The 23,465-nt window shown below is 58.9% G+C and carries 15 protein-coding genes; 3 read left to right on the forward strand and 12 right to left on the reverse strand.

Annotated elements, in window-relative coordinates; translation table 11 throughout:
• The first annotated feature begins 25 nt into the window (after nucleotides 1-25).
• A complete protein-coding gene (gene ppk1 / locus V9K67_RS01685; protein WP_336719616.1) occupies nucleotides 26-2,140 on the forward strand; it encodes a polyphosphate kinase 1 in 2,115 nt (704 codons plus the stop codon).
• Nucleotides 2,141-2,172: 32 nt separating this feature from the next.
• Here the strand turns inward: ppk1 and V9K67_RS01690 are convergent, their stop codons facing one another.
• Entirely contained in the window at nucleotides 2,173-2,430 is a 258-nt protein-coding gene (locus V9K67_RS01690; RefSeq protein ID WP_336719617.1) for a hypothetical protein, read from the reverse strand.
• A 259-nt stretch (nucleotides 2,431-2,689) separates the two neighbouring features.
• On the opposite strand from V9K67_RS01690, the gene V9K67_RS01695 reads away from it, so the two are divergent.
• Entirely contained in the window at nucleotides 2,690-3,394 is a 705-nt protein-coding gene (locus V9K67_RS01695; RefSeq protein WP_336719618.1) for a RibD family protein, read from the forward strand.
• Nucleotides 3,395-3,532: 138 nt separating this feature from the next.
• On the opposite strand, the gene V9K67_RS01700 is transcribed toward V9K67_RS01695, so the two are convergent.
• From V9K67_RS01700 to V9K67_RS01725, 6 genes are all read right to left on the reverse strand, one after another.
• Nucleotides 3,533-5,920 carry a metallophosphoesterase gene (locus V9K67_RS01700; protein WP_336719619.1) on the reverse strand — a complete coding sequence of 796 codons (2,388 nt, stop codon included), beginning with the start codon at nucleotides 5,918-5,920 and terminating at the stop codon, nucleotides 3,533-3,535.
• 295 nt (nucleotides 5,921-6,215) lie between these two features.
• Nucleotides 6,216-7,271, reverse strand: a complete 1,056-nt coding sequence (locus tag V9K67_RS01705; RefSeq protein WP_336719620.1) for a sensor histidine kinase — start codon at nucleotides 7,269-7,271, stop codon at nucleotides 6,216-6,218.
• Nucleotides 7,268-7,945, reverse strand: coding sequence for a response regulator transcription factor (locus V9K67_RS01710; protein WP_336719622.1), 678 nt, complete (start codon nucleotides 7,943-7,945; stop codon nucleotides 7,268-7,270). The genes V9K67_RS01705 and V9K67_RS01710 overlap by 4 nt, the downstream gene beginning before the upstream one ends.
• A 153-nt stretch (nucleotides 7,946-8,098) precedes the next feature.
• Complete coding sequence (topA, locus tag V9K67_RS01715) at nucleotides 8,099-10,177, reverse strand: type I DNA topoisomerase (protein ID WP_336719623.1); 2,079 nt, start codon at nucleotides 10,175-10,177, stop codon at nucleotides 8,099-8,101.
• Between the two features lie 114 nt (nucleotides 10,178-10,291).
• Nucleotides 10,292-11,677 (reverse strand): polysaccharide lyase family 20 protein, encoded by a 1,386-nt coding sequence (locus V9K67_RS01720; RefSeq protein WP_336719624.1) that lies wholly within the window; start codon nucleotides 11,675-11,677, stop codon nucleotides 10,292-10,294.
• Nucleotides 11,678-12,222: 545 nt separating this feature from the next.
• Entirely contained in the window at nucleotides 12,223-14,235 is a 2,013-nt protein-coding gene (locus tag V9K67_RS01725) for an alpha amylase C-terminal domain-containing protein (RefSeq protein ID WP_336719625.1), read from the reverse strand.
• 360 nt (nucleotides 14,236-14,595) lie between these two features.
• Here V9K67_RS01725 and V9K67_RS01730 point away from each other — a divergent pair, with 360 nt between their 5' ends.
• On the forward strand, nucleotides 14,596-15,375 hold the full coding sequence (locus V9K67_RS01730; RefSeq protein ID WP_336719626.1) for an RMD1 family protein: 780 nt from the start codon (nucleotides 14,596-14,598) through the stop codon (nucleotides 15,373-15,375).
• A 57-nt stretch (nucleotides 15,376-15,432) separates the two neighbouring features.
• On the opposite strand, the gene V9K67_RS01735 is transcribed toward V9K67_RS01730, so the two are convergent.
• From V9K67_RS01735 to V9K67_RS01755, 5 genes are all read right to left on the reverse strand, one after another.
• Complete coding sequence (locus V9K67_RS01735; protein WP_336719628.1) at nucleotides 15,433-16,572, reverse strand: VWA domain-containing protein; 1,140 nt, start codon at nucleotides 16,570-16,572, stop codon at nucleotides 15,433-15,435.
• Between the two features lie 89 nt (nucleotides 16,573-16,661).
• Complete coding sequence (locus tag V9K67_RS01740) at nucleotides 16,662-18,872, reverse strand: DUF5682 family protein (protein ID WP_336719630.1); 2,211 nt, start codon at nucleotides 18,870-18,872, stop codon at nucleotides 16,662-16,664.
• A 103-nt stretch (nucleotides 18,873-18,975) separates the two neighbouring features.
• The gene (locus tag V9K67_RS01745; RefSeq protein ID WP_336719632.1) at nucleotides 18,976-20,058 is read right to left on the reverse strand and encodes an ATP-binding protein; all 1,083 of its coding nucleotides are present in this window, start codon (nucleotides 20,056-20,058) and stop codon (nucleotides 18,976-18,978) included.
• Nucleotides 20,059-20,068: 10 nt separating this feature from the next.
• Nucleotides 20,069-21,532 carry a DUF5691 domain-containing protein gene (locus tag V9K67_RS01750; RefSeq protein WP_336719633.1) on the reverse strand — a complete coding sequence of 488 codons (1,464 nt, stop codon included), beginning with the start codon at nucleotides 21,530-21,532 and terminating at the stop codon, nucleotides 20,069-20,071.
• Nucleotides 21,532-22,836, reverse strand: a complete 1,305-nt coding sequence (locus V9K67_RS01755) for an SWIM zinc finger family protein (protein ID WP_336719634.1) — start codon at nucleotides 22,834-22,836, stop codon at nucleotides 21,532-21,534. Before V9K67_RS01755 ends, V9K67_RS01750 begins: the two co-directional genes overlap by 1 nt.
• Nucleotides 22,837-23,465: the final 629 nt, after the last annotated feature.

Genomic DNA, 23,465 nt, shown 5'->3' on the forward strand with positions numbered 1-23,465 from the left:
CGGTGTTTGCCAAAGAACGCAATATATGAACAGTATCTCTTTTTTCCACCGCGATATTAGCTGGTTATCCTTTAACGAACGGGTGCTGCTCGAAGCAGGCAGGCAGGCCGTTCCCCTGATGGAACGCATCCGATTCCTGTCCATTTATTCCTCCAACCTCGACGAGTTTTTCCGGGTGCGCATGCCGGCCCTCCGGGCCCTGCACCGGCTGCACGAAAAAGTCCACGGGCTGGGAAAAGACCGGGAAGACCATCCCGACGTGGTGCCGCTGGCCCGCAGCATCGTTCAAAAGCAGCTGCAGCTGTTCGGCCAGACCCTGGCGGATATCCTGCCGCAGCTGCGGGAAAAAGGGTGGCACCTGCTGTACAACGAGCCCCTCCCCGCCCCTGTGCGCGAGCAAACCGCCGCCTACTTTTTTTCCCAGGTGCTGGCCTTCCTGCAGCCGGTTTACCTGTCGCAGTCCGGCGCCCGGTTCTTCCCCGAGAACAACAAGCTGTACCTGGCCGTGATCGTCGAACGCGCCCAGGGCACGCGCGAACTGGTGGTGCTCAACATCCCCTCCGACCATTTGCCCCGCTTCTACCCGGTGACGGCCGGCGACCAGCGCTACCTGGTGTTCCTCGACGACATCATCCGCGCTCACTTGCCGGTGGTGATCCGCACCTGCGCCCTTAAGGGCTGTTACAGCTTCAAGGTCACCCGGGATGCCGAACTGAACCTCGAGGACGAGTACGAGGGCGACCTGGCGGAAAAGATCGAACGGCAAATTGAAAAAAGGGATTACGGCCTGGCCACCCGCTTCCTGCACCAGCCCGTGCCCGAGCCGCAGGACCTTCACTTCCTGACCACCGCCCTGGGGCTTTCCCATGCCATGGAGGTGGAGGGCGGCCCCTACCATAACCTGAAGGACCTGGCCTCGCTGCCGGTCAGCGACCCGGAGCTTTCCTACAAGCCGCTGCCGCCCCTGGAGCTCCCGGCCGGCCGCGAAGAGCGCCGGCTCCTCGACCGCCTGTTGCAGCGCGACCTGATGATCCATACACCTTATCACTCGTACAACACGGTGCTGCGTTTTTTCAACGAAGCGTCGGTGGACACGGAGGTGGAGGAAATTTCGGTTGCCCTTTACCGTGTGGCCTCCGACTCGCGGATCGTCAACGCCCTGATCAGCGCGGCGAAGAACGGCAAAAAAGTGTCGGTCTTCGTGGAGCTGAAGGCCCGTTTTGACGAGGCCAACAACATCAAATGGTCCAAGAAGATGAAGGCGGCCGGCATCCGCATCATTAACAGCATTCCCGAGCTGAAGGTGCATGCCAAAATTGCCCTGGTGAAACGCAGGGCCGAGGCCGGGGTGCAGTATTTCGGCCTGCTGGCTACGGGCAACCTCAATGAAAGCACTGCCCGCTTTTATACCGACCACATCCTGCTGACGTCGGAAGCCGCCCTGCTGAACGACCTCGATACGCTGTTCTATTTTTTGAGCAAGAGGGAAAAGCCCACGAAGGAGAAATTTATTCCCTTCAACTACCTGCTGGTGGCACAGTTCAACCTGCAGCAGCGCTTCCTGGACCTGATCGACCGGGAGATCGGCCATGCCCGCAAAGGGCAGCCCGCAGGCATCACCATTAAGCTGAACAACCTGGAGGAAAAGGTGCTGATCGAAAAGCTGTACGAAGCCTCCCGGGCCGGCGTGCCGGTTTCGCTGATCGTACGGGGTATTTGCTGCCTGGTGCCGGGCATGAAGGGGCTGAGTGAAAACATTACCGTGACGCGGATCGTGGACCGCTACCTCGAGCACGGCCGGGTATTTATTTTTCACAACAAGGGAAAGCAGGAGGTGTTCCTGGGGTCGGCCGACTGGATGAACCGGAACATTTACCACCGCATTGAAGTATGCTTTCCGGTTTATGATGAGGCGTTAAAGCAGGAGGTCATCGACCTGGTGCAGCTGCAGTTGCAGGACAACGTGCAGGCGGTGCGGCTGGATGCGGCGCTGAACAATACCGCGGTGGCCTCCGGGCAGGAGCCCGCCCTGCAATCGCAGGGGGCTATTTACGACTACCTGGCGCAAAAAAACCTGGCTGCCGGTCAGCCCCGGGAAGAGGCCGCCGGGGCGGCAGCAAATGCGCCGGTAACCGGTTGAGCAGGGCGGGCGGCGGAATTCCGGGGCTTCCCTTAGCCGATACCTCCTTCCTCGTGGTAAGAGATATTGGTACCCATGTTATCGAAGTTGTTGGTGCCATAGGAGGTACTGCTGACACGGCCTACCGGGCTGCGGTACATGGAGGCGGCTACCAGGGCGGAAACTTTTCTTCTTTTCCTTTTACCCTGCTGGTTGTCCGGGTTGGCGGCCGGTTCCCTGCCGGGTGTGCCTTCCGGAGAAGCGTTGGCCTGCTGGTCGTTTAATTCCGGATTGACATGATTGGCTTCCATTTTTTTGCGTTTTAAGGTGAACAATGGTCCCATAAACGTTACCATGGTTGTTCCTTTCTATATCGAAGACTTTCGGTATCAATGCTGTAGCCCCTTCCGGGGACAGCTATATAAAGTTATTGAAATCCCTTTGAATCCCGCGACCGTTTGTTGGGAGGGCGGCGGCAACAGGGAAAAAGAGTTTGGCCGCTTTGGCCGAAACGCACAACTTTGAAGCGGCCTGAAAAGGCGACACAGGACCAACAGAAACTCAAAAGACATGATGAAACCTTACGTTATTTGCCACATGCTGGGATCGGTAGACGGGCGTATCAAACAGGATATCTGGGGCTTTAAGGACCACCACAAGTACTTCGAGGAAACAGCGGCCAAAATACCGGCGGATGCCTGGCTGGTGGGCCGGGTGACGATGCAGGAGTTTTCGAGCCGCCGGCCCTGCCCGAAGGCCACCGGCACCCCGCCCCCGCCCGGGGAGGATTTTGTAGCCCGGCAGGAGGCCACCGCCTTTGCGGTGGTCATCGACCCTTCGGGCAAATGTACCTGGGACACGAATATGGTCTCCACCGAGCACGTTATTGAAGTGCTGAGCGAGCAGGTGCCCGGCGATTACCTGCACCACCTGCGCGACCGCAACGTTTCCTACATCTTCGGGGGAAAAGACCAGCTCGACCTGGCGCTGGTGCTGGACAAGCTGTACCGGCTTTTCGGCATCCGCACCCTGCGCATCGACGGCGGCGGCCACGTCAACGGCTCCTTTCTCAAAGCCGGCCTCATCGACGAATTCAGCCTGGTGCTGGCCCCGGTGGCCGACGGCACCATCGGCTCCCCCACCGTTTTCGAGGCCGAAGAAGGTTATGGCGGCCGCAAAGCCACCCAGTTTACCCTCCAGTCGGTGGACCGCATTTACGACGACTTTCTGTGGATCCGCTACCGGGTGGCCCGGGAAGGGCAGGCCAACCGCTAAGCCTGCAGCAGGCAGCCCCCTAAAAAAGGGCGCCGGGTGACCGGCGCCCTTTGAGGCGGTGTGTTTCGGTTAGCATAACGGCCGCTTCAAGACTTATTTTTCAAAGGTTGGCGTTCAGGTGGTTGCCGGGTGCTGCGGCTACTTGGTGATCACCACCCTTTGGGCCGGCGCGTCGGTACCCTTCAGCCTCAGGTAATAGGTGCCGTAGGGCAACATGCCGGTATCCAGGGTTTGGGTGCCCCGGAGGGTTAGGGTACGCACCACGCGGCCGCTGTTGTCCACGACCTGCAGTTGCCGGGATTCATTTGCCGGTGCCTGCAGCGTCAGGGGCTGCCCGCGGTGCAGCACCGTCGGGTAAACCTGGAGGGAGGGCATTTCCTGGAGGGCTTCGGCCCCGCCTTCCGCTTCCCGGCTGCCCGCTTTTACGCCGGTGACCGGGGTGGGCGTTACGTTGAAGGTGTCGGCCAAGCAGCCGAATTCATCCACCACGCTGTAGGTGGCGGGTTTGGCCGGGCTGACGGTTATGCTGCGGGAGGTTTCCCCGGTAGACCATTTGTAGTTGCCCTCCCAGGACGCTTTCAGCCGGGAGGCGCTGCCCGGCGACAGGGCAATATTCTTCTTTTTATTGACGCTGTGCATGAGGGTAAAGCGGTCGGCCGTGGTGCCGTCCATGCGCAAAAACCGGCCGTCCAGGCGGTTGCCTTCCACTTCTAAAAACAGCGAGCCGCCATCCGCATAGGCAAACGGCAGGGCCTTGTGCGGAAACTCCTTCGACACATCGCTGTAAGCGCCCGCCGAACCGGCCACTACGTACACGATGCCTTTGCCCGCGCCCGGCTCGGCGGAGGTGATGTAGGGGCAGGAATTGTTGGTGCCGTTGTACTTTCCCGAAGAATTGCTGGTGGTATGCTTGCCGGCTTTGAAGCTGGCTGCCAGCTCGTAATGGCCGCGCAGCAGGAAGGAGCGTTCGTAATTGTGGCTGTGCGCCCCGATGACCAGGTCCACCCCGTAGCGTTCCCAAATGGGCACGACGCGGGCCCTGATCCGCTTCATGGGGCCTTCGATGTCGGAGTCATGGTCGCCTTTGGAGTAAGGCGGATGGTGCAGGATCACCACCACCCATTCCCGGGTGTTGGCGGCCAGGTCGGTTTTCATCCAGCTCGCCTGTTTGCCCGTGGTATCGTAGAGGTAACTATTGTCCGATTCCATGCCGTACGAGTCCAGGCAGAGCACATGAATGTTGCCCCAGTCTACGGAATAGTAGTTTTTGACCCCTGAGGGCACGCCCCCGCTTTCACCTTGGGTGGGAAAGGTGAAATTTTTGAAATAAGGAGCGGTGCGGGCCGTATTGCTGGTGGTATGATAGTCGTGGTTGCCGGGGGCGGGAAAGAGCACGTGGTTGCGCAAAATATTGGGACTGTAGACGTTGAAAAAGAACTTTTGGAACTCGGCGTCTTTGCCGTCGTCATAGGCCAGGTCGCCGGGGATCAGCAGCAGCTCCGCGGGGTTCCTGCCCACGTAATCCTGGTAGGCCTGGAGCGTTCCGGTCTGGCGGTTCCGGGCATTCTGGCCGCAGTCGCCAAAAACGGCGATGCGGATGTTGCGGTTGGTATTGGCGGGCGGGGCGGTGCGGAAGTAGTGGGTGCTGTCGCCCTGCAGGATAAAGGAGGAGGAGCCGAAGCGGTAGAAGTATTTCGTATCCGGCTGCAGGCTGTCGATGCGCACGATGTGCTCGGTGGTTTTCGTACTGTTGACAGCCGACAGGGTGTAAACGCCCGGGCTGGTGCCCACTTCCATTTTGGAATCGGTGGGGCTGTCGGTGCGCCAGCGCAGGGTGACGCCGGTGGCATTGCCCACCTGCAGGTAAGGGCCACGGGTGAGCTCGGCGTCCTCGCTTCCCTCCCCGCCCCCGGTGCCCTCGTCGTCCTCCCCGTCCCCGGGGGGATTGGTGGCATCCGCGGTAGCCACCAGTTCGAGGTCGAAGGCCAGGTCGGCGCTGTTGGCGGTGGCCTGGTGCACTTCCACGGCCAGCACGTTGTCGCCGACCAGCAGGGCGCTGGCAGGAATGGTCTTTTTCACCGGCGTGGTGCCGTTTTTCAGCGCATGGGTATTGGCGGGGGTGGAAAAGCTGATGGCGCCGGCGGGCATGTTGGTGCGGTACACCTCCTTGCCATTGAGGTAGACCACGGCGCCGTCATCGCGCCGGATGCTGATGCGGCAGGAACTGTATTGCGCCGGGTTGTCGAGGGTGAACGTTTTCCGGAAGTAAGTGGTGAGGTGTTTGGCATCCTCCTCGCCGCCGTAACCGATGACTTTTTTTTCATCGCCGACGCCGTAGCCCAGCTTGCCCAGGCCGGTCTTCCAGGAGGAGTCGTTGAAGGAGGCCTGTTGCCAGGCGGTACCCTGGTCTTTGCCGTTATCGTGGTATTGCCAGCGCGAGCCGAAGGGAATAAGGGTGGTGTTTTGCGCCCGGAGGCAGGGACAGGCTAGCAGGAAAAAACACAACAGAGTAAGGGTTCTTTTCATAATATGGTGTTTAGGGGAAGGTGAGCTCTGTTTCCACCTGGTACCTGCAACAGCAATCGTTGGGGAAGGATAGAAAACGGGCTGCAACTTCTATGCAGAGCTGCAGCCCAGGCCGCTTGCGGGGCGCCGGCAGGAGCGGGCCGGAAGTTTTATCCTGGTCAATTAACCTTGTTCGTCAGTGTTCTATGCAACTTATTGCCATGTGTTCGTGTAGGGTGTATAGGAATCTGGAGGAATTCTGAAGTGAGTAAGAAACCGGGGCTTCGCGGTGAATTTTCCTCGCTTCAAAATGAATTCAGTTTTCAGGCCCCCCTTTTCCGGGGAGGGAACCGGTTATGCACAACCGAAATTTTACCGAAAAGTGGTGCCGGTGATCCAGGAATTCGTAATTCAGCAAAAAGCCGTACCGATGACAAATCTGCCGGGCGATGGCCAGGCCCAGGCCGGTACCGTCGGACTGCTGCGACCGGTAGAACCGCCGGAAGATCCCGTCTGCGTCCAGGGGGGCGCGCCCCGAATTGCTCACCCAGAAGCGGTCGTCCTTCGAGCCCACCAGGATGGTGGCGCCTTTGTGGGAATGCCGGAGGGCATTGCCCAGCAGGGTGTTCAGCAGGATTTCGGCCAGTTGCCGGTTCATGCGTACCCGGATCGGCTCCAGGTGGGGCGCCAGGGTGAGCCCCTTGGTCTGGACCACTCCCTCCAGGTCGGCCATCTTTTTCTGCACCAGCTCGCCGATGTTCACCCATTGCTCTTCGGCGTACTGGTTGTTTTCGATACGGGTCAGCAGCAGCAGGCCGCGGCTGAGCCGTGAGAGCTTGCCGATGGCTTCGTAAATGGCCTGGGCGTGCAGTAGTTGCAGTTCCGTCAGGCAGGGCGCCTGGATGAACAGGTCGAGCTTGGAGTTCATCACCGCCAGGGGCGTCTGCATTTCGTGGGAAGCATGGTCGGTAAATTCTTTCAGGGACTGGTAGTCGCGGATCATTTTCAGGGTCATCAGCTGCACGCCCGCTCCCAGTTCGTTGAACTCGTCGGTGGACGAGGGGGTAATGCGGATGGGCTCCGGGGCCCGCGGGTCGAAGCGTTTCAGTTCGTCCAGGATCGTATGGAACGGCTTCCACAGGAGGTGCAGCAGGTGCCGGGTGATCAGGTACAGCAGCACGGCCGGCAGCACGGTCAGGGCCAGGATGGCAAGGACCATGATGCGGGACATTTTTTGGGGGCTGAAGCCGGGAGCGGCCACCATCCCCGCCGGCAGCATCCGCCACAGCACGAAAAAGGCCGTGCCGGTCAGCAGCAAGAGCAGGATGCAGGAAAGGAGGGCGATACGGTGGTATAAAGCCTCCAGCTTCATGCTTCGGTCAGTTTATAGCCAATGCCGTAGACCGAGCGGATGTAATCCGGGCAACCTTTGTCCTGCAGCTTCCGGCGCAGGTTCTTGATGTGCGTATACACGATATCATACGTTTCGCCGTTGTCCGGTTCGTCGGGCCAGAGGTGGCCGACCAGGGCATTCTTGGAAAGCACCCGCTGCTGGTTGGACAGCAGGAACAGCAGCAGCTCGTATTCTTTGCGCGTCAGGTCCAGGGCGGCCTGGCGAACGTGCGCCTGTTGCAAAAGGGTGTCGATGCTGATCTCGCGGAAACGGACCAGGCTGCCGGCGGCCGGCTGCTTGCGGCGGGTGATGGCCTGGATGCGGGCCGCCAGCTCGGACAGGTGGTAGGGCTTTACCAGGTAGTCGTCGGCGCCCTGGTGCAGACCGTCGACGCGGTCCTCGATACCGTTGCGGGCCGAGGTAATGATGACGCCGTCGGACAGGCGGCTTTTTTTCAGTTCCTGCAGCAGGTGAAAGCCGGAGCCGTCGGGAAGGGAAAGGTCCAGCACGATGCAATCGTAGGTCGACTTCCCAATTTTTTCCAGGGCTTCGCTGCAGGTAGCGGCCAGCTCGCAGGTGAAGCTTTCGTTCTCCATATAGGAAAAGATATTCGCCGCCAGCTCCAGTTCGTCTTCTACTATGAGCAGCCTCATGGAATTTTTGTATAAACCTAGAAAGCAATTCTGAAAACAGTTGGGAAACCATGAGGATTTCGGATTTCGGATGTCGGATTTCGGATCCCCTTGAAAGTTGTAGGAGTCTTGCTTTTATGAAGGGTTCCGAAATTCGAAATCCGACATCCGAAATTATCTTGTTTCCTCTGACGGGGGGTCTGGCGGGGGCGCCCCGAAGTCGGGTCGTACCTTGAAGTTGTCCAGCACCAGGGCGGCTTCGAAGGTTTTACCCGAGCGGCCGGTCAGCCCCTGCAGCACTTTAGTGCGTCCCTTTTCCAGCAGGTCCTTTACGTCCGGCTCTTCCAGGGTTTTTCCATATACTTCGTAATACAGGCGGAAGTCGCAGCCGCTCTTGTAGTCGCTGCAATAAAAATTTTTCTGGCCCCGGCGCAGCTCGCCCTTGCGGCATTTGGGACATTTCAGGCCGGTGGGGCGTCCTACCTGCAGGGCGGCGGGCGCCCCCTGCATCGTTTTATCGATCAGGCCGCTCAACTTGCCGTCAAAGCGGCTGATCACGCCCAGGTAGGTTTCCTTCTGCTCCATGATCTTGTCGAAATCTTCCTCGATGCCGGCCGTAAAATCATAGGCGATGATGTCGGCGAAGTGCCCTTCCAAAAAACGGATGATGATCTCCCCCACTTCCGTGGGCAGGAACTTTCCTTTTTCGGCACCCACCACCTGGCTGCCGCCCTTGCGCGTCACCTGGCCCGCCTTGAGCTCGAGGAGCACGGTGGCTTCTTTCGTTCCTTTGACGGTTTCGATCTTTACATAGCCGCGCGTCTGGATGCTGCCAATGATGGAGGCATAGGTGGAGGGGCGGCCGATGCCCCGCTTTTCGAGCTCCTTTACCAGGCCGGCCTCGTCGTAGCGGCGCGGCGGCGAGCGGAAGACCTGCGTGGCCTTGATGGAGCTGTATTTGAGGGGGTCGCCCGGCTTCACCGGGTGTTTCAGGGTGGTGCTGTCTTCTCCTTCTTCTTCCTGGTCGTCCTCTTCGTCGGCATAAATTTTCAGGTAGCCGTCAAACAGCACCACGGTGGCCGTGGACAGGAACAGGTGCGCATCCACGTTATTTTTGATGGAGATGGTGGTCTTGCTCAGGCGGGCCGCCGCCATCTGCGACGCCAGGGCACGGTTGAAGATCAGCTGGTACAATTTGTTCTCCGCTTCGCCGATGCCGGTGCTCAGGGTATCGAAGTGGGTGGGGCGGATGGCCTCGTGTGCTTCCTGGGCGCTTTCGTTGCGGTTTTTAAACACGCGGCGACTGTGGTATTCCGGCCCGTAGGTTTTCAGGATAAAGCGTTCGGCGTCTTTCAGGGCGTCTTCGGACAGGTTGACGCTGTCGGTACGCATATAGGTGATGAGGCCGTTTTCGTACAGCTTCTGGGCCAGCTGCATGGTTTTTTTGGCCCCGAAGCGCAGCTTCTTAAAGGCTTCCTGCTGCAGGGTGGAAGTGGAAAAAGGCGCCGGCGGGTTTTGGTTCACCTCCTTTTGCTCGATGTCGCCGATCGAAAAGACCTTGCTGGCGCATCCCTGCAGGTAGGCTTCGGCTTCAGTTTCCTCCTTGATGTCCACACCGCTCAGCTTGGCCTTGATGGTTTCGCGGTGGGCGGTGGTGAAGGAGCCGGTGATGCGGAAGTTGTAGCCGCCCGGGAAGGCTTTGATCTCCCGTTCGCGCTCCACGATCAGGCGCAGGGCCACGCTCTGTACCCGGCCGGCCGACAGGCCCTTGTGGCCCTTGATGAACTGCCAGAGCACGGGGCTGATCTGGTAGCCCACCAGGCGGTCGATGCCGCGGCGGCATTCCTGGGCCGCCACCAGGTGGATGTTGATGGTGCGCGGCGCGCCGATGGCCGCCACCACGGCTTTCTGGGTGATCTCGTTGAAGGTGACGCGGTGGGTGGTCTTATAAGGCAGGCCCAGGGTCTGGCAGAGGTGGAACGAGATGGCTTCCCCTTCCCGGTCCTCGTCCGTTCCCAGGTACACGTTCTCCGCTCCCACTTCCCGCACCTTACTTTTAAGGGCGGCCACCACTTTTTTCTTATCCTCCACCACGTCGAAATGGAGCTTGTAGCGGTTGGACTTGTCCACGCCCAGCTCCCGCTTCGGCAGGTCGGTGATATGGCCCACCGAAGCGGCCACTTCCCACTCCTTGCCCAGGATGCCTTTCAGCTTCTTGATCTTCCCGGGACTTTCCACGATCAGCAATTTCATAAGAAGGGCAATTTTGTAAAGAATCCTGAATTTCCCAAAACAAAAAAAAAGCAGCCCCGGAGGGACTGCTCTTTTTGTTTTATTGTTTCCCGCCGGGCAGGAGCAACGCTATTGTTATTTGACAATAGTAAAGTTGAGGCTGTATGCAGGTCCGTTCACCGCGCCCAGCTTGGATTTGGTGCCGGCGTAGGGAACCGCTTTCAGCGTATAGGAACCGGTTTGGGCGGTCCAGTTGTTGTAGTCGCCCGACTCATCACCAAACAGGGCGTAGGGCAGCTTGTCGTCGTAGCGTTCCTTGCTTTCGGCACCGGTCAGGTTCATCCTCACCACGCCGGCGGTAGCGTTGGCCAGGTTGGCACGTACGTTCAGCTTGGTAGCCTTGATCTTGCTCAGGCTGATGGCGGCACCGGGGGTGATGGTCATGATGTCCTTATTGGTCTCCGAGTTCACCAGCGTAAAACTAACAACCTTTTGGGTACCGGTGGTAGGGGTAGTAGGCGTGGTGGGCGTTGTCGGAGTAGTCGGAGTAGTCGGGGTTGCAGGCGTCGTGGGCTGCTCCGTCGGGGGCGGGGGCGGCAGGGTCGGCGTCGACTTGTTCGAGCTCATATCCGCAAAGGTGGCCTTGGCATTACCTACACGTACGTTATCGAAATACAGGACACGCGAGTTGCGGTCCGAAGTGCCGTTCAGGAAAGAGGCTTTGTACAGGCCGATCTTCCATTTGGGAACTTTCAGGTGCATGTTGCGGCCGCTGATGGTATGGATCTTTTGCCCGTCGCGCCATACTTCGATCAGACCGTCGGAACCGGTAGAGTGGATGACGTGGAACACGAATTCATGCCACTTGTCCTTGGAAATTTTGTTGAAGCCGGAAACCGCACCGGTAGCTACGCTGCTGCTGTTGTTCAGCGAGGCGGAGAACAGGTCATATTTTTTCAGGGTAGTAGAGCCGGAGGGGGGCGTTACTTCCAAAAATGCTTTATCGTCCTGGCAGCGGATGGTGGTCTCGTCGGAACCGTCTTCGAACCACTGGTTGATGCAATCCCTTTCGCTATCGGGCTCAAAGCCAACAGTAGGGAAATAGATGGCAAAGGAGTACCAGGCTTCCTTGCCGAAGTTGGGCCATTCGGAGCCGCGGATGACGGTCACTTCCGAGCGGATCTTCGAAGAAGAACCTACTTTGGGCTGGTCCTTGCGGATCTCGAAGCGCAGGGATTTTTTGCCCTGGAACACCAGGTTGGTCGGGAAGGTATAGGAATAATCGGTGGCTGCTACTTCAGGGTTGCCGCCGAAAGAAATAAAAGGATCCGAGCCTTCCATGGTTTCCTCCACGTGGAGGGCGGAGCTGGGGGCAGCATAGGCGGAAGCTACGGTATTGGCTTCATCTAAGGAAGCGGGTTCCTGCACGTCTTTTTTGGAACAGGCGAACAGTGAGGTGGCTACGAGTACGGTAGAAAGCATGCCCTTCCCATGGGAAAGGAAATTTTTAGTGAATTTCATGGGGTGTTTTGACTTAAAGGTTAACAGTTAAACAGGCGTTTTCAGCGCAAAGCGTACGGATGGTGCAGGGTCGCAGCTGGTGTTGGGCAGCGACCGGAAAGTGAACGGTTACAAGGCGTGAAACGATGGGTGCCTTAAGTTTTCAGGGAGGGACGGACCGGTAGTTTTCAGCAAGGTGTTGATCGTTAGCATGATGGAAAAAAACAGGTTTATAAAGGTGATCGGATAATTAGGTTTAGCGCTAATCAGGTCTTCTGCTCTTTAAATTTTGTTTTCCAGTCTTTTGTTTCGTTTGTTGACACAAAGCTACTAGGGATGGGCCTACCTCAGCCGTTTGATTCGGTGAACGGGGTATTGTTCAGGTTAAAAGGTTTCTTTGCCGGGGTGAAGCTCAACAGGGAGGCGTAGAAGGTGAAATAAGGAACAGGCCTGCCGGCAGCCCCGATAAAAAAGGCCTTTGTGAAGCGTACTGAGCAATATTAGTGCGCTTTACAAAGGCCTGTCGCAGGTTTTCTGCCTTATTTTATATCTTACATGCTACATGCTCAGTTTACCTTTTTCAGGACCAGCGCCGTGCGGTTGGTCAGGTAGATGCTCAGCTGCTGGTGTTCGTCGGTGGGGTAATCGATCGCGTCGTCCACGCGTTCGAAGCCGCCGAATTCCTTTTTGTCGGAGTTCAGGATCACCCGGTACACCCCCTTCTGGGGCACCCAGAATTTATAGCCGAAAATGGAGTTGCCGGTGCTGAAGTTGAAGACGAAGATCAGGTTGTTCCGTTCAAAGACGATCACCTTGTTCTGGCCATCCATGTTGAGCTGCTGGGCATTTTGGGCCGACAGCACGTTATTTTCCCGGATGGTATGGACCATGGCCTTGTCAAAATTGTTCAGGAACTGGTATTTCAGCTCCTTGTTGTCGGCCACCGACCAGAGGCGGCGGGCATAGTGGTAGCTCCAGCCGTTGCCTTCGCGGGGGAAGTCCACCCACTCGGGATGCCCGAATTCGTTGCCGATAAAGTTCAGGTAGCCTTCACCGCCCAGGGCGATGGTGAACAGGCGGATCAGTTTGTGCAGGGCGATGCCGCGGTCGATCACCAGGTTGGGGTCGTTCACGTGCATGTGGAAGTACATGTCCTTGTCCATCAGCCAGAAGGCGAGGGTCTTGTCGCCTACCAGCGCCTGGTCGTGCGATTCGGCATAGGCGATGGTCTTTTCCTTATAGCGGCGGTTGCTCAGGATGCTCCACATTTCGTGGAGGTCCCATTCCTCATCCTGCTTTTCCTTCAGGGTTTTGATCCAGAAGTCGGGAATGCCCATGCCCAGGCGGAAGTCGAAGCCGCAGCCGCCCTCTTCGGGCTGGCGGCAGAGGCCCGGCATGCCGCTGACGTCCTCGGCTATGGAAAGGGCGTTCTTCCGAAAGCCGTGCACCACGTCGTTGGCCAGTTGCAGGTAGGTCACCGCATCCCAGTCAACCCCGTTCTTGAAGTATTTGTCGTAATGGTCAAAATCGGTATGGCCGTGGTGGAAATACAGCATGGAGGTGACGCCATCGAAGCGGTAGCCGTCGAAATGAAATTCTTCCAGCCAGTAACGGACGTTGGAGAGGAGGAATTTTTTTACTTCCCACTTGCCGTAATCGAACAGTTTGGAGTCCCAGCCCTCGTGGTAGCCTCGGGGCCCCGAATGGAAATACTGGTGGTCGGAGCCGTCGAATTCGTTCAGGCCTTCCGCCAGGTTTTTGACGGCATGGGAATGCACGATGTCCATGATCACCATCAGGCCGCCTTCGTGGGCTTTGTTGATGAGGTATTTCAGGTCTTCGGGGGTGCCGAAGCGGGAAGAGGGGGCGAAGAAGTTGGAAACGTGGTAGCCGAAAGAGCCGTAGTACGGGTGTTCCTGGATGGCCATCATCTGGATGGCGTTGTAGCCGCCCTCGATGATGCGGGGCAGGATAATGTCGGCGAATTCGCGGTAGGTGCCTACGCCGGCAGTTTCCTGGGCCATGCCCACGTGGCATTCGTAGATGATGGGCTGGCGGAAGCCTTCGGAGGGATCGAATTTGCTGTCGGTCCACTGGAAGGGCTCGGCGGGGGTCCACACCTGGCCGGAAAAGTCGTAGGTCTTGGGGTCCTGGATTACCCGGCGGATATAGGCCGGAATGCGGTCGTGCTCGCCCTTGTGGCCGCTGATGTGCACCTTGATGCGGCTGCCGTGGAGAAAACGGTCCTTATATTCTTTATAGGGTAGAAACAGTTCCCAGTCTCCCCTTTTATTTTTTTTCAGCTGGTGCGTGGTACGGTCCCAATTGTTGAAGTCGCCGATAAGGCTCAGCGCTTTGGCATTGGGTGCCCATTCCCGGTAGACCCACCCGGCCTTTTCTTTGTCGAAGTTGATGCCATAGTAATGATGGGCTGTGGCAAAATCGAGCAAACTTCCTTCTGCATCCTCAATCTCTTTCCGGGCTCTTTTGTACCGCTGAAACCGCTCATGCACATCATGAACATAAGGGTCCAGCCATGGGTCTTCCTGAATAATGGGTAATTTTTCGATTTGATGCATAGTTACAACTAATGGTATGCGACTAAGATAACCCGGGAAGCGGTATGCGCAAATATTTTTTTTCGCTTAAATATGGTCTCCAACGGCGGCCGGATTGGATTCCAACCGCTCAGTAGGCCCCAAACAGGAGGAAAAAAAATAAATTCTGGCCCAAAATGTTGAAAGTTCAGGGAAGTTCCCTATTTTCGTTATGGTTTTTCATAGGATATTGGATTTTAATACGGGGCTGAATTTCTATTCGGGCCCTTTTTTTTGCCCCTACCCTTTCCCTGCCCCGCAACGGATCGGTTTGCCACCCTACAGCAAACGTTTTACATTTGTCCGGACAGCTCACCTTAAGAACCCCCAGAACCGATTCGAATGATCCAGAAAGTCTTGTCATACCAGATTGCCGATAGCATCGATATCAAGCTGTTAAAAGCTGCCTTTAAAGCCGACCTGGTCCATAGCGACGCCGATGAATTGTTTTACCAGACCGATAACCAGCAGTTCATTTACATTTTTAAATACGGCGCCGTCTGCTTCTTCAACCTCGATGCCGTGAAAATTTCCGAGTTTTTGAAACTGATCGCCTCCTATTGCAAGGGGCTGTTCGAAGAAAGCATGAGCGAGGAATTTTTAGTGGAAAGCAACTGCAAGGAGAACCGCATCGGCTACAACAAGATCGAGCTCCGGGAAGCCGACGTGGAGATCATCCGCCTGGTGATGCTCAACGTTTCGCAGTCCGTGGCCCTGGATTATTATTACGACCAAACCTCGCGCCTGCTGGAAGAAACCAACTTCCATACCCAGAAGCTGGAGCTGAAAGGTCGGCTGGACATCTCCGGTACCGCCCTAAAAAAGTATATTGGTAAAACGCTTTTTTTGAAAAACCGCATTGCGGAGAACCTTTATATCTTCGACTCGCCCCCCGAAACCTGGGAGGATGAAACCCTCAATAAAATCGACCTGGGCCTCAAGCGCACCTTCGACCTGCAGGACCGCTTCCGCAACATTTCCGAAGGCCTCCAGATCATCCGCGACAACCTCGACCTGTTCAAGGACCTGCTGCAATACCGACAGAGCACCATGCTGGAATGGATCATCATTATCCTGATCCTGGTGGAGGTGGTCAACCTGTTTTTCGAGAAATTCTTTTAACCCCTCCCCCCGGTTTTATGCCCGCCTGATGGTAAGCAGCCCGCCCCTGCTTGCCTTTTATTTCTTTACTACCAACTCCTCCCGGGCGGCCCAGAGGGCGATGTCCTGTTTGGTGAGGGCGGCGGCCATCAGGTCGGGGAACTTGTCGGGGGTGCAGGCAAAGACCGGGCAGCCCAGCTCGGTAAAGAAATGGGCGTTCTGTTGGTCGTAATAAGGCGCCCCGTCGTCGCTGAGGGCCAGCAGCACGATCAGCTGCACCCCCGAGGCTACCAGCTCCGCCGCCCGCTTGCGCATGCCCTCGTTGCTACCGCCCTCGTACAGGTCGGTGATCAGCACCAGCACCGTATCCAGCGGGCGGGTAATGACCTGGCGGCAATAGGTCAGTGCCGCATGGATGTCGGTGCCGCCCCCGAGCTGCACGCCGAAGAGCAGGTCCACGGGGTCGTCCAACTCTTCGGTCAGGTCGGCCACGGCGGTATCGAACACCACCATCCTTGTTTGGACGGCAGGGATGGTGGCCATCACCGAGCCGAAGATGCCCGAATACACTACTGAGCTACCCATGGAGCCGCTCTGGTCGAGGCAGAGCACCACCTCTTTAAGGGCGCTGCGACGCCGCCCGTAGCCGATGCGGGTTTCGGGGATCACCGTTTGGTAGCCGGGCTGGTAGTGTTTCAGGTTTTTGAGGATGGTGGCGTGCCAGTTGATCTCGTTGTGGCGGGGCCGGCGGATGCGCACGCTTCGGTTAAGGCTGCCCGTGATCGCCTGGCGCGTGGGCTGTTCCAGCTTACGCACCAGTTCCTCTACCACCCGGCGCACAACGGCCCGGGCGGTATCCTTGGTCTTGTCGGGAAGGACACGACTCAGCGATAACAGCGTAGCCACCAGGTGCACATCAGGCGTCACATTTTCCAGCATTTCTTTTTCCAGCAGCATTTGCGTCAGGTTCAGCCGCTTCAGGGCATCCTGCTGCATCACCTGCACCACGCTGGCCGGGAAGAAGGTGCGGATATCGCCCAGCCAGCGGGCCACGTTGGGCGAAGAAGCCCCCAGGCCGCCGCGGCGGTCGCTGTCGTACAGGGCTTCGAGGCTCTTGTCCACCAAGGCATCCTCGCCGCTCAGGCCCACGCCGGTACCATCATTCTGCTGCCCGCCAAGGATCAGCCGCCACTTTCTTAGGGTTTGCTCGTTGGTCATTTTTTCTTTAGGTTGAGGGATCACTAATTTAGTAGTTCCTGAGTTGTTTGTTTGGATAAACGCATGTTCCTTCTCAAGAACTCAGGAACTTATACTCCGAGCATCTGCAACACCACCGGCACGCCGCGCATTGCCCGCTCTTCGTCGAGGTCGTTTTGGGGGGCGGCGGGTGTTGGCTGGCCGTGGGTACCGGTTTTTACTTTTTCGCCCAGCTTTCGCCGTTCGGGGGCGGAGAAGCCCGCGAAGGTGCGGCGCAGCAGGGGCAAAGCCTGGCGAAAGGCATCTTCAGTGAGCTGGGCGATCCAGTTGTGTACCAGGTTCCAGAGCGTTTCGTCCAGGAGCAGCAGGGTGCCGCTGCCCTTTAAAAAGCCTTCCAGCCAGGAGGCGCTGATCGCCGGCGGGTTGGCCGCCGACATGTTTTTGCCAAAGGCCCGAACCAGTTCATCGCCTTGCAGCAAGCGCGCATCGGCCAGCAGGCGGGTGGCATAACCGCCCACCAGGGGCGCCGTGCTGCTGCCGGCGGCAATCCGCAACAGCGTTTGCTGCCATTCCTTTTCCAGTTCGGGCTGCTGCAGCAGGGTCACGGATTCGTTTAGCTGAAATAGTTGTTCGGTCAGGCTTTGGGCCGCTTCGTCGTCGATGCCGGTGACGGCATGGGGAAGGCTCACGCAAATGCGGGTGACCATGCCCGTTACGATGCCCAGCACCAGGGCCGTATCGGTGCCGCGGACGTTGCCGTAGCGGCTGACCGACACCAGGGGCGGCACCACCTCCATCAGCTGGAGCACGTCGCCGCTGGCCGCCGCCAGGTTGCTGACCTGCCGGATCAGCACCTCCACCGCCCGGTGCAGTTCGGCGGGCAGGGCTTCCTGCAACAGGCCGGAAAGGGACAGCAGGGAGGGCGCTTCGCCCGCCTGGTGGATGACAAAGCGGGTGGCGGCTTCTTCCACGGTATTGCCCCAGGAGCCTTTTTCGATCAGGTCGATGGCGAAGGCGGGATCCCATTGGAGGCGCCATTGTTCTTTGAAGGTGCCCTTGCCGCTCACCTGGGCCGGCTTGCCCCAGTGCAGCTGCAACAGGCGCAGGCGGTGCAGAAATATGCTGCGGGCGAGGTCACCCTCCTTGCGCAGGTCGAGCACGTAATCGCGGAAGTCGGCGGTGGGCGGCAGCCGCAGGCTTTTCTGGGCCTTTTCCACGTCGAGCTGCAACGGCGGCTTGGGAATGCCTGTGGGCACGGCGCCCAGGCGGTTGCCGACCACCAGCTCGTTCTGTATCAGTTGCTGCGGCAGGGGATCGCCGTTGCACAGGACGCTCAGGGTGGCTTCGTTCAGTTCTTCGAGACCTGCCTTGGACAATCCCCGCAAAGAGGCCAGGGAGGCGGCCAGGCGCACCGCCTCGATCACGTGGGCCACGGAGGTATCCATGCCCTTTTCCCGAAAGAGGGCCGCCACGCCGGTCATCCAGCGGGTGCCGTCGTCGGCGGGGTGGCGCCACACATGGCCGTACCAGCCGGGCGATTGGATGCCGGCGCCATAGCCGCTGAAAAAGCTCAGGCGCCCGTAGGTCCAGGCCGTCCAGGTGCATTCCACTTTTACTTTGGGCAGGCCTTTCAGCAGGTCGTTGTCTTCCTTTGGTTTCGGGGCGCGGGCCAGCTCCAGGGCGGGGGCGTGCCAGGCGCCGCAGACCACGGCCACGTTCTGGAACAGGTCTTTTTGTGCCAGCCGGATCGTTTTGCGCATATGGGCTTCGCGCAACCGCTCCAGCCGGTCTTCGGGCAGGCGCAGTTCGGCCCGCAGCACCTGCATGGCTTCGGCCACGGCCTCAAACACGCCTTCGCCGTTCTGCCGGTGCTCGATCAGGTGTTCCCACCACTTCTCCCCTTCTTCATAACCGGCCGCTTCGGCCAGGTAGCCGATCGGGTCGGTTTTAATATCGTATTCCGCCGCAGTCGCAGTGGCTTTCGGCTCCTCGCCGGCCTCTTTTCCCAACGCCAGCTGGTGGGCCACCGGCAGGTCCATAAACCGTACGGGGATATTATTTTGCCGGGCATACAGGATGGCCTGCCATTCGGGGGAAAAGGTGGCAAAGGGATAAAAGACCGACCGCTTCGGGTCGTCGGGCACATAACAAAGAATGGCCACCGGCGGCTGCAGCTCCTCCTGTCCCACCCATTGCAGCAGGTCGTCGGCCTCCGGCGGCCCTTCCACCAAAACCACATCCGGTCGTGTCTGCTCCAAAAAGGCCCGCACATTTCTCGCCGAGCCGGGGCCGTGGTGACGTATTCCTAAGATTGTTACCATCGGAAAATTTTCTGAGTTCCTGAGTTTCTGAGTTCCTGAGTTTCTAAGTTCCTGAGTTAAAGGTTTGCGGGTTGGGAGTTACCCCAACTCAGGAACTTAGAAACTATACGCCGAGATCGCGGCACGCCCGGTAAACGTCTTTCCACTCGTCGCGGGGTTTGATGACGGTTTCGAGGTATTCCTGCCAGGCCACTTTGTCCTGGACGGGGTCTTTGACGACGGCGCCGATGATGCCGGCGGCGAGGTCGTCGGCTTTGAGCTGGCCGTCGCCAAAGTAGGCGGCCATGGCCAGGCCGTTGTTGACCACCGAGATGGCTTCGGCCGTGCTAAGGGTGCCGGTGGGCACTTTAATTTTTGATTTGCCGTCGAGGGTGATGCCGTTGCGCAGCTCGCGGAAGATGGTCACGATGCGGCGGATCTCCTGCAGGGCGGGGCGTTCGGCCGGCAGCTCCATTACTTTTTCAAAGCTTTCCACCCGGCGGCGTACGATGTCGATCTCTTCTTCGATGGTTTGGGGCACGGGCAGGATGACGGTGTTGAAGCGGCGCTTGAGGGCGCTGGAGAGCTCGTTGACGCCCTTGTCGCGGTTGTTGGCGGTAGCGATGACGTTAAAGCCGCGGGTGGCCTGCACCTGCGTGTTGAGTTCGGGAATGGGGAGCGTTTTTTCCGACAGGATGGTGATGAGGGTGTCCTGTACGTCGGCACCGATGCGGGTCAGCTCCTCGATGCGGACGATCTTTCCTTCCTTCATGGCCCGCAGTACGGGTGTTTCCACCAGCGCTTTTTCACTCGGTCCTTCCGCCAGCAGTCGGGCATAGTTCCAGCCGTAGCGGATGGCTTCCTCGGAGGTGCCGGCGGTGCCCTGGATGATGAGGGTGGAGGCGCCGCTGATGGCGGCGGAAAGGTGTTCGCTCACCCAGCTTTTGGCAGTGCCGGGCAGGCCGTAGAGCAGCAGGGCGCGGTCGGTGGTGAGGGTGGCTACCGCGATCTCCATGAGGCGGCGGTTGCCGATGTACTTGGGAGCAACCTCGAAGCCGTTCTTCAGGCGGCCGCCCACCAGGTAGGTGACCACCGCCTGGGGCGTCAGCACCCAGTTGGCGGGGCGCTTGCCCTCATCGTCCTTTTTCAGTTCTTCCAGTTCCTGTGCATATAGTTGTTCGGCATGTTCGCGTAAGATAGTCGACATGGATAGGGTTTTAAAGGTGAAAGGCGTTTAGGGTTTCCTGTTTCAGTTGCAGCAGCCCGGCCAGGTAGTCCGACAAGTGCGTCCATTGGGAAGCAAAATGCGGCTCTTTGGGCGTACAGGCGGGCAGTTCGGAAATGAGGCGGACGGGCAGGCGGGCGGCCAGGCCGTTGTAAAACGGGCGCGGGTAGGCGTAAGGGTTTCGGGCCGTGTGCCGCAGCACCCCCAGGGCCAGTTCGGGACCCCATTCTTCCGTATGGTGGCGCACCAGCAGCTCGATGATGTCGGCGGCATACTGGTTTTGGTGGAGGAAGCGCAGGGCATAGGCTTCGCGCTCCGCGGGCTCCAGCAGCGGCAAAGCTTCGGGGAAGAGGAGGTTTTCGCGAAAAGACAGGATTTCGTTTAGCCAGGCGGTATCCCGGAAGCGGATGGCGGCTTTGCCCAGGGCGGTGATCCATTCGTCGCCGTGTTTGGTGGCGGCCAGGAGCCGTAATACGCCTTCGGGGCCGGTGCCGAGGTGGGCTTCCCAGAAAGCGGGCGGCACCGCTTCCATCAGCTGGTACAGAACGAAGGCATTGTCGTCGGCGCCTTTGCGGCTGCTGATCTTTTCGATGCCGGTTTTATAGAGTTTTTCGTCTAGGGGCGGCAGTTCGAGGTGCAGGCCGGCCGGGCCTTGCTGAACGGCCTCCTTCAGAATGGATTGGTAGTGCTGGATGATCGAGGAAGTGGGCAGTTGTTTCAGCAACAGGAGGGCTTCTTCCTTTACCCGGGCGCTTTTTTCCGACAGCAGGCGTTCCAGCCAGTCGCGGTCCGCTTCGGTGACGGTGCCCGACAGCAGGGGCAGCAGGGCGGCGCGGCCGGCGGCGGTTTCCTGGGGCCAGGTGGCCTGCAGCCAGGCAAGGGCGGTGGCGGGATCGGTCCGGCGCAGGCGGCCCAGCACCTCGCGGCGTTGTTCGGCGGTGCCGGTCTGCCAGAGCTCTTCGTCGGGTGCTGCGGCCTGCCACTTCCAGCTTTCGTTGAAGCGGGCCAGCCAGGCGCCTCTTTGACCCGTGCAGGCAAGGACAAAAGGCCGGAGGCCTTTGTGGCGGGTGGCCGCCTCCAGCAGGCGGGGTGCATAGCCCGGGTCGGCAAGGACGCCACTGCCGGCGCAGCGCTGCAGCCACAGGCCCAGCAGGGAGGGGATGTCCCCGGACAGGATCGCGGTCAGCAGGCGGTGGGCTTCCGGGGAGGCCGGGGACTTTTCTTCTTCCGGGGCCGGGGGCAGGTGGGCTCCTTCCGCCCGGGCAGGCACCAGGCCGCACCGGCGGTAGTTCCGGGCAAGGGCGGCCAGTTGCAGGAATTGCTCCTCCCTTCCGCCTTCCGTTTCCCCCAGGCGGGCGGCGGCTTCCCCCAGTGCCGGTGGCAGCTCTTCGGGGCGGAGCGGCCGTTTGTCGGTACCCAGAAGGGCGGTATGCAGGATCGGGTTGTTCGGTTCCATCAGAGAGGTTTGTATTCCTGGCGGTGCCAGATGCCCAGGGGCTCATAGCTGTTGCCATGCCCCAGCAGGGCGGTGCGCAGGGGCTGCCCGCCGCTGTAGGCCAGCAGTTGCCAGATGTTTTTAAAATCTTCTTTCAGGGGCATCAGGGCGCCGGCGGCATCCATTAGCCACCACCGGCCTCCCCGGGGCACGGGCGTCAGGCTTTCGACGAGGTAGGGCCGGTCGCCCCGCACGGGCATCCGGGCAAAGAGGCTGGTTTCCTGTGCCAGCACTTCCTGCCAGCCTTCCAGGACCTGTTGGGGCGGCCGGGAAGCGGCGGCGCCGGGCTCTTTGAGCAGGGCCCGCAGGGGCAGGGCGCCGGGGTAAAACACCAGTTCGGCTTCCAGGTACTGGCCGGGCACCAGCGACAGCTGGCCGCTGGGACTTTGGCCGCGGGCCAGGAACTGCAGCAGCAGGGCGGGCTGGCCTCCTTCCAGGCCCTGCAGCCAGGTGCGTTCCACCGTCAGGTTGTCCTCCTCGGTCAGTTGTTTGGCCAGCACCAGCCAGGTGTCGGTGATGCCCGGTTGTTGTTTCAGATCTTCGGTGCTTTGGGTAAAACCTACGCGGCTGCGGATTTCCTGCTGCAGCGGCAGGGGCAGGAGGGCCCGGTTGCGGTAGCCGGTGGCCAGCAGGTAGATGTCCAGCAGGTTGTCGAGGAAGGCGCTTTGCCAGCCATCACGGTAAAAGGGCGCCTGGCCCAGGCCCTTTACGAGCGCGGCCAGGCCGGGGGCTTGTGCGTCCACCAGGCGGCGGGCCGCTCCCTCCCACCAGGCCGCTCCTTTGTCGGGGGCCGACAGCAGTCCGTTGCGCACCAAATCTTTCAGCCACAGCAGCAGGTCGTCGATGCCGTCGCTTACCTTTTGCTCGCGGGCCTGGAGGCGCCTGGCCTGGGCGGTTTCGTCCACCGGTTTGGCGGCCGCGGGCTGTTTTTGAGCTTTTTCCGCCCGTTTGCCGATCCATTCCCCTACCCAGGCAGGCATTTCCGTAGCGGTGAAGCCGCCCGGCTGGCGGGCATGCAGCAGGAAGAGTCCCAGGCCGTGCTTGCAGGGGGCCTTGCGGCTGGGGCAGGAACATTTAAAGGCGGGGGCCGAAAGGTCGATAATGGTTTGGTAGGGTTTGCTGCCGCTGCCGGCGCATTCGCCCCAGAGGGCGGTTTCGCTGGCACCCCGGGATACCCATTTGGCGGGCTGGGCCAGGGCGGTGCCTGCCTTGCGGGAAGCCTCGTCGGGTGCCAGTTGAAGGATCTGTTCTTCGGAAAAATTCAAGGGGCAGATAGGGATTTTGGGTTACTGCTCCTAAGATAGGTCATCCGGGCGTTGAAGGCGTTAAATGGCGGGAGGATTTGTTGCCGTTGCCCACAACGGGGCGACTGAAAAAAGAGGAAGTGTTAAAAAAAATCTAAGGAGTTGTTGTTTTTTACGATTTTTCTTTGCTTCTTTGTCAAACGAAAGCAAACCGAAAAAACGGGATGCTGCTGATCCCGCCGGAAACGGGACCAGCACTGAAAATTTTGCTACTAACGATTTCTTTTGCTGCTAACGATTCGCTTGCGTATGAAGTTCTTTGCTACTAACGATTGCCTTTGTCACTAACGATTGTCTTGCGTATGAAATCTCTTTGCTACTAACGATTGCCTGTCACGAACGATTGCCTTTCCTTCTTCATTTCCTTTGCTGATACAAAAATAAGAGGAGTCCTACTCCTCTTATTTTCAATTAACGTGCCAGCTCCTCATGCCAAAATAGGCATCCCTATTACTGAAACCCTTTACCAGGGCGGGTTTCACCCTTTTATTTTCATTATTTCCAACTTCCTTTTTGACCTCCAAAAATCATTGTTCTACCATTGAATTCATTCAAAAGGTGGCAAAAGTGCAGGATAGGCAGGGCGGGCT

The organism is Huijunlia imazamoxiresistens, assembly GCF_037132455.1.
Lineage (GTDB): Bacteria > Bacteroidota > Bacteroidia > Chitinophagales > Chitinophagaceae > Flavisolibacter > Flavisolibacter imazamoxiresistens.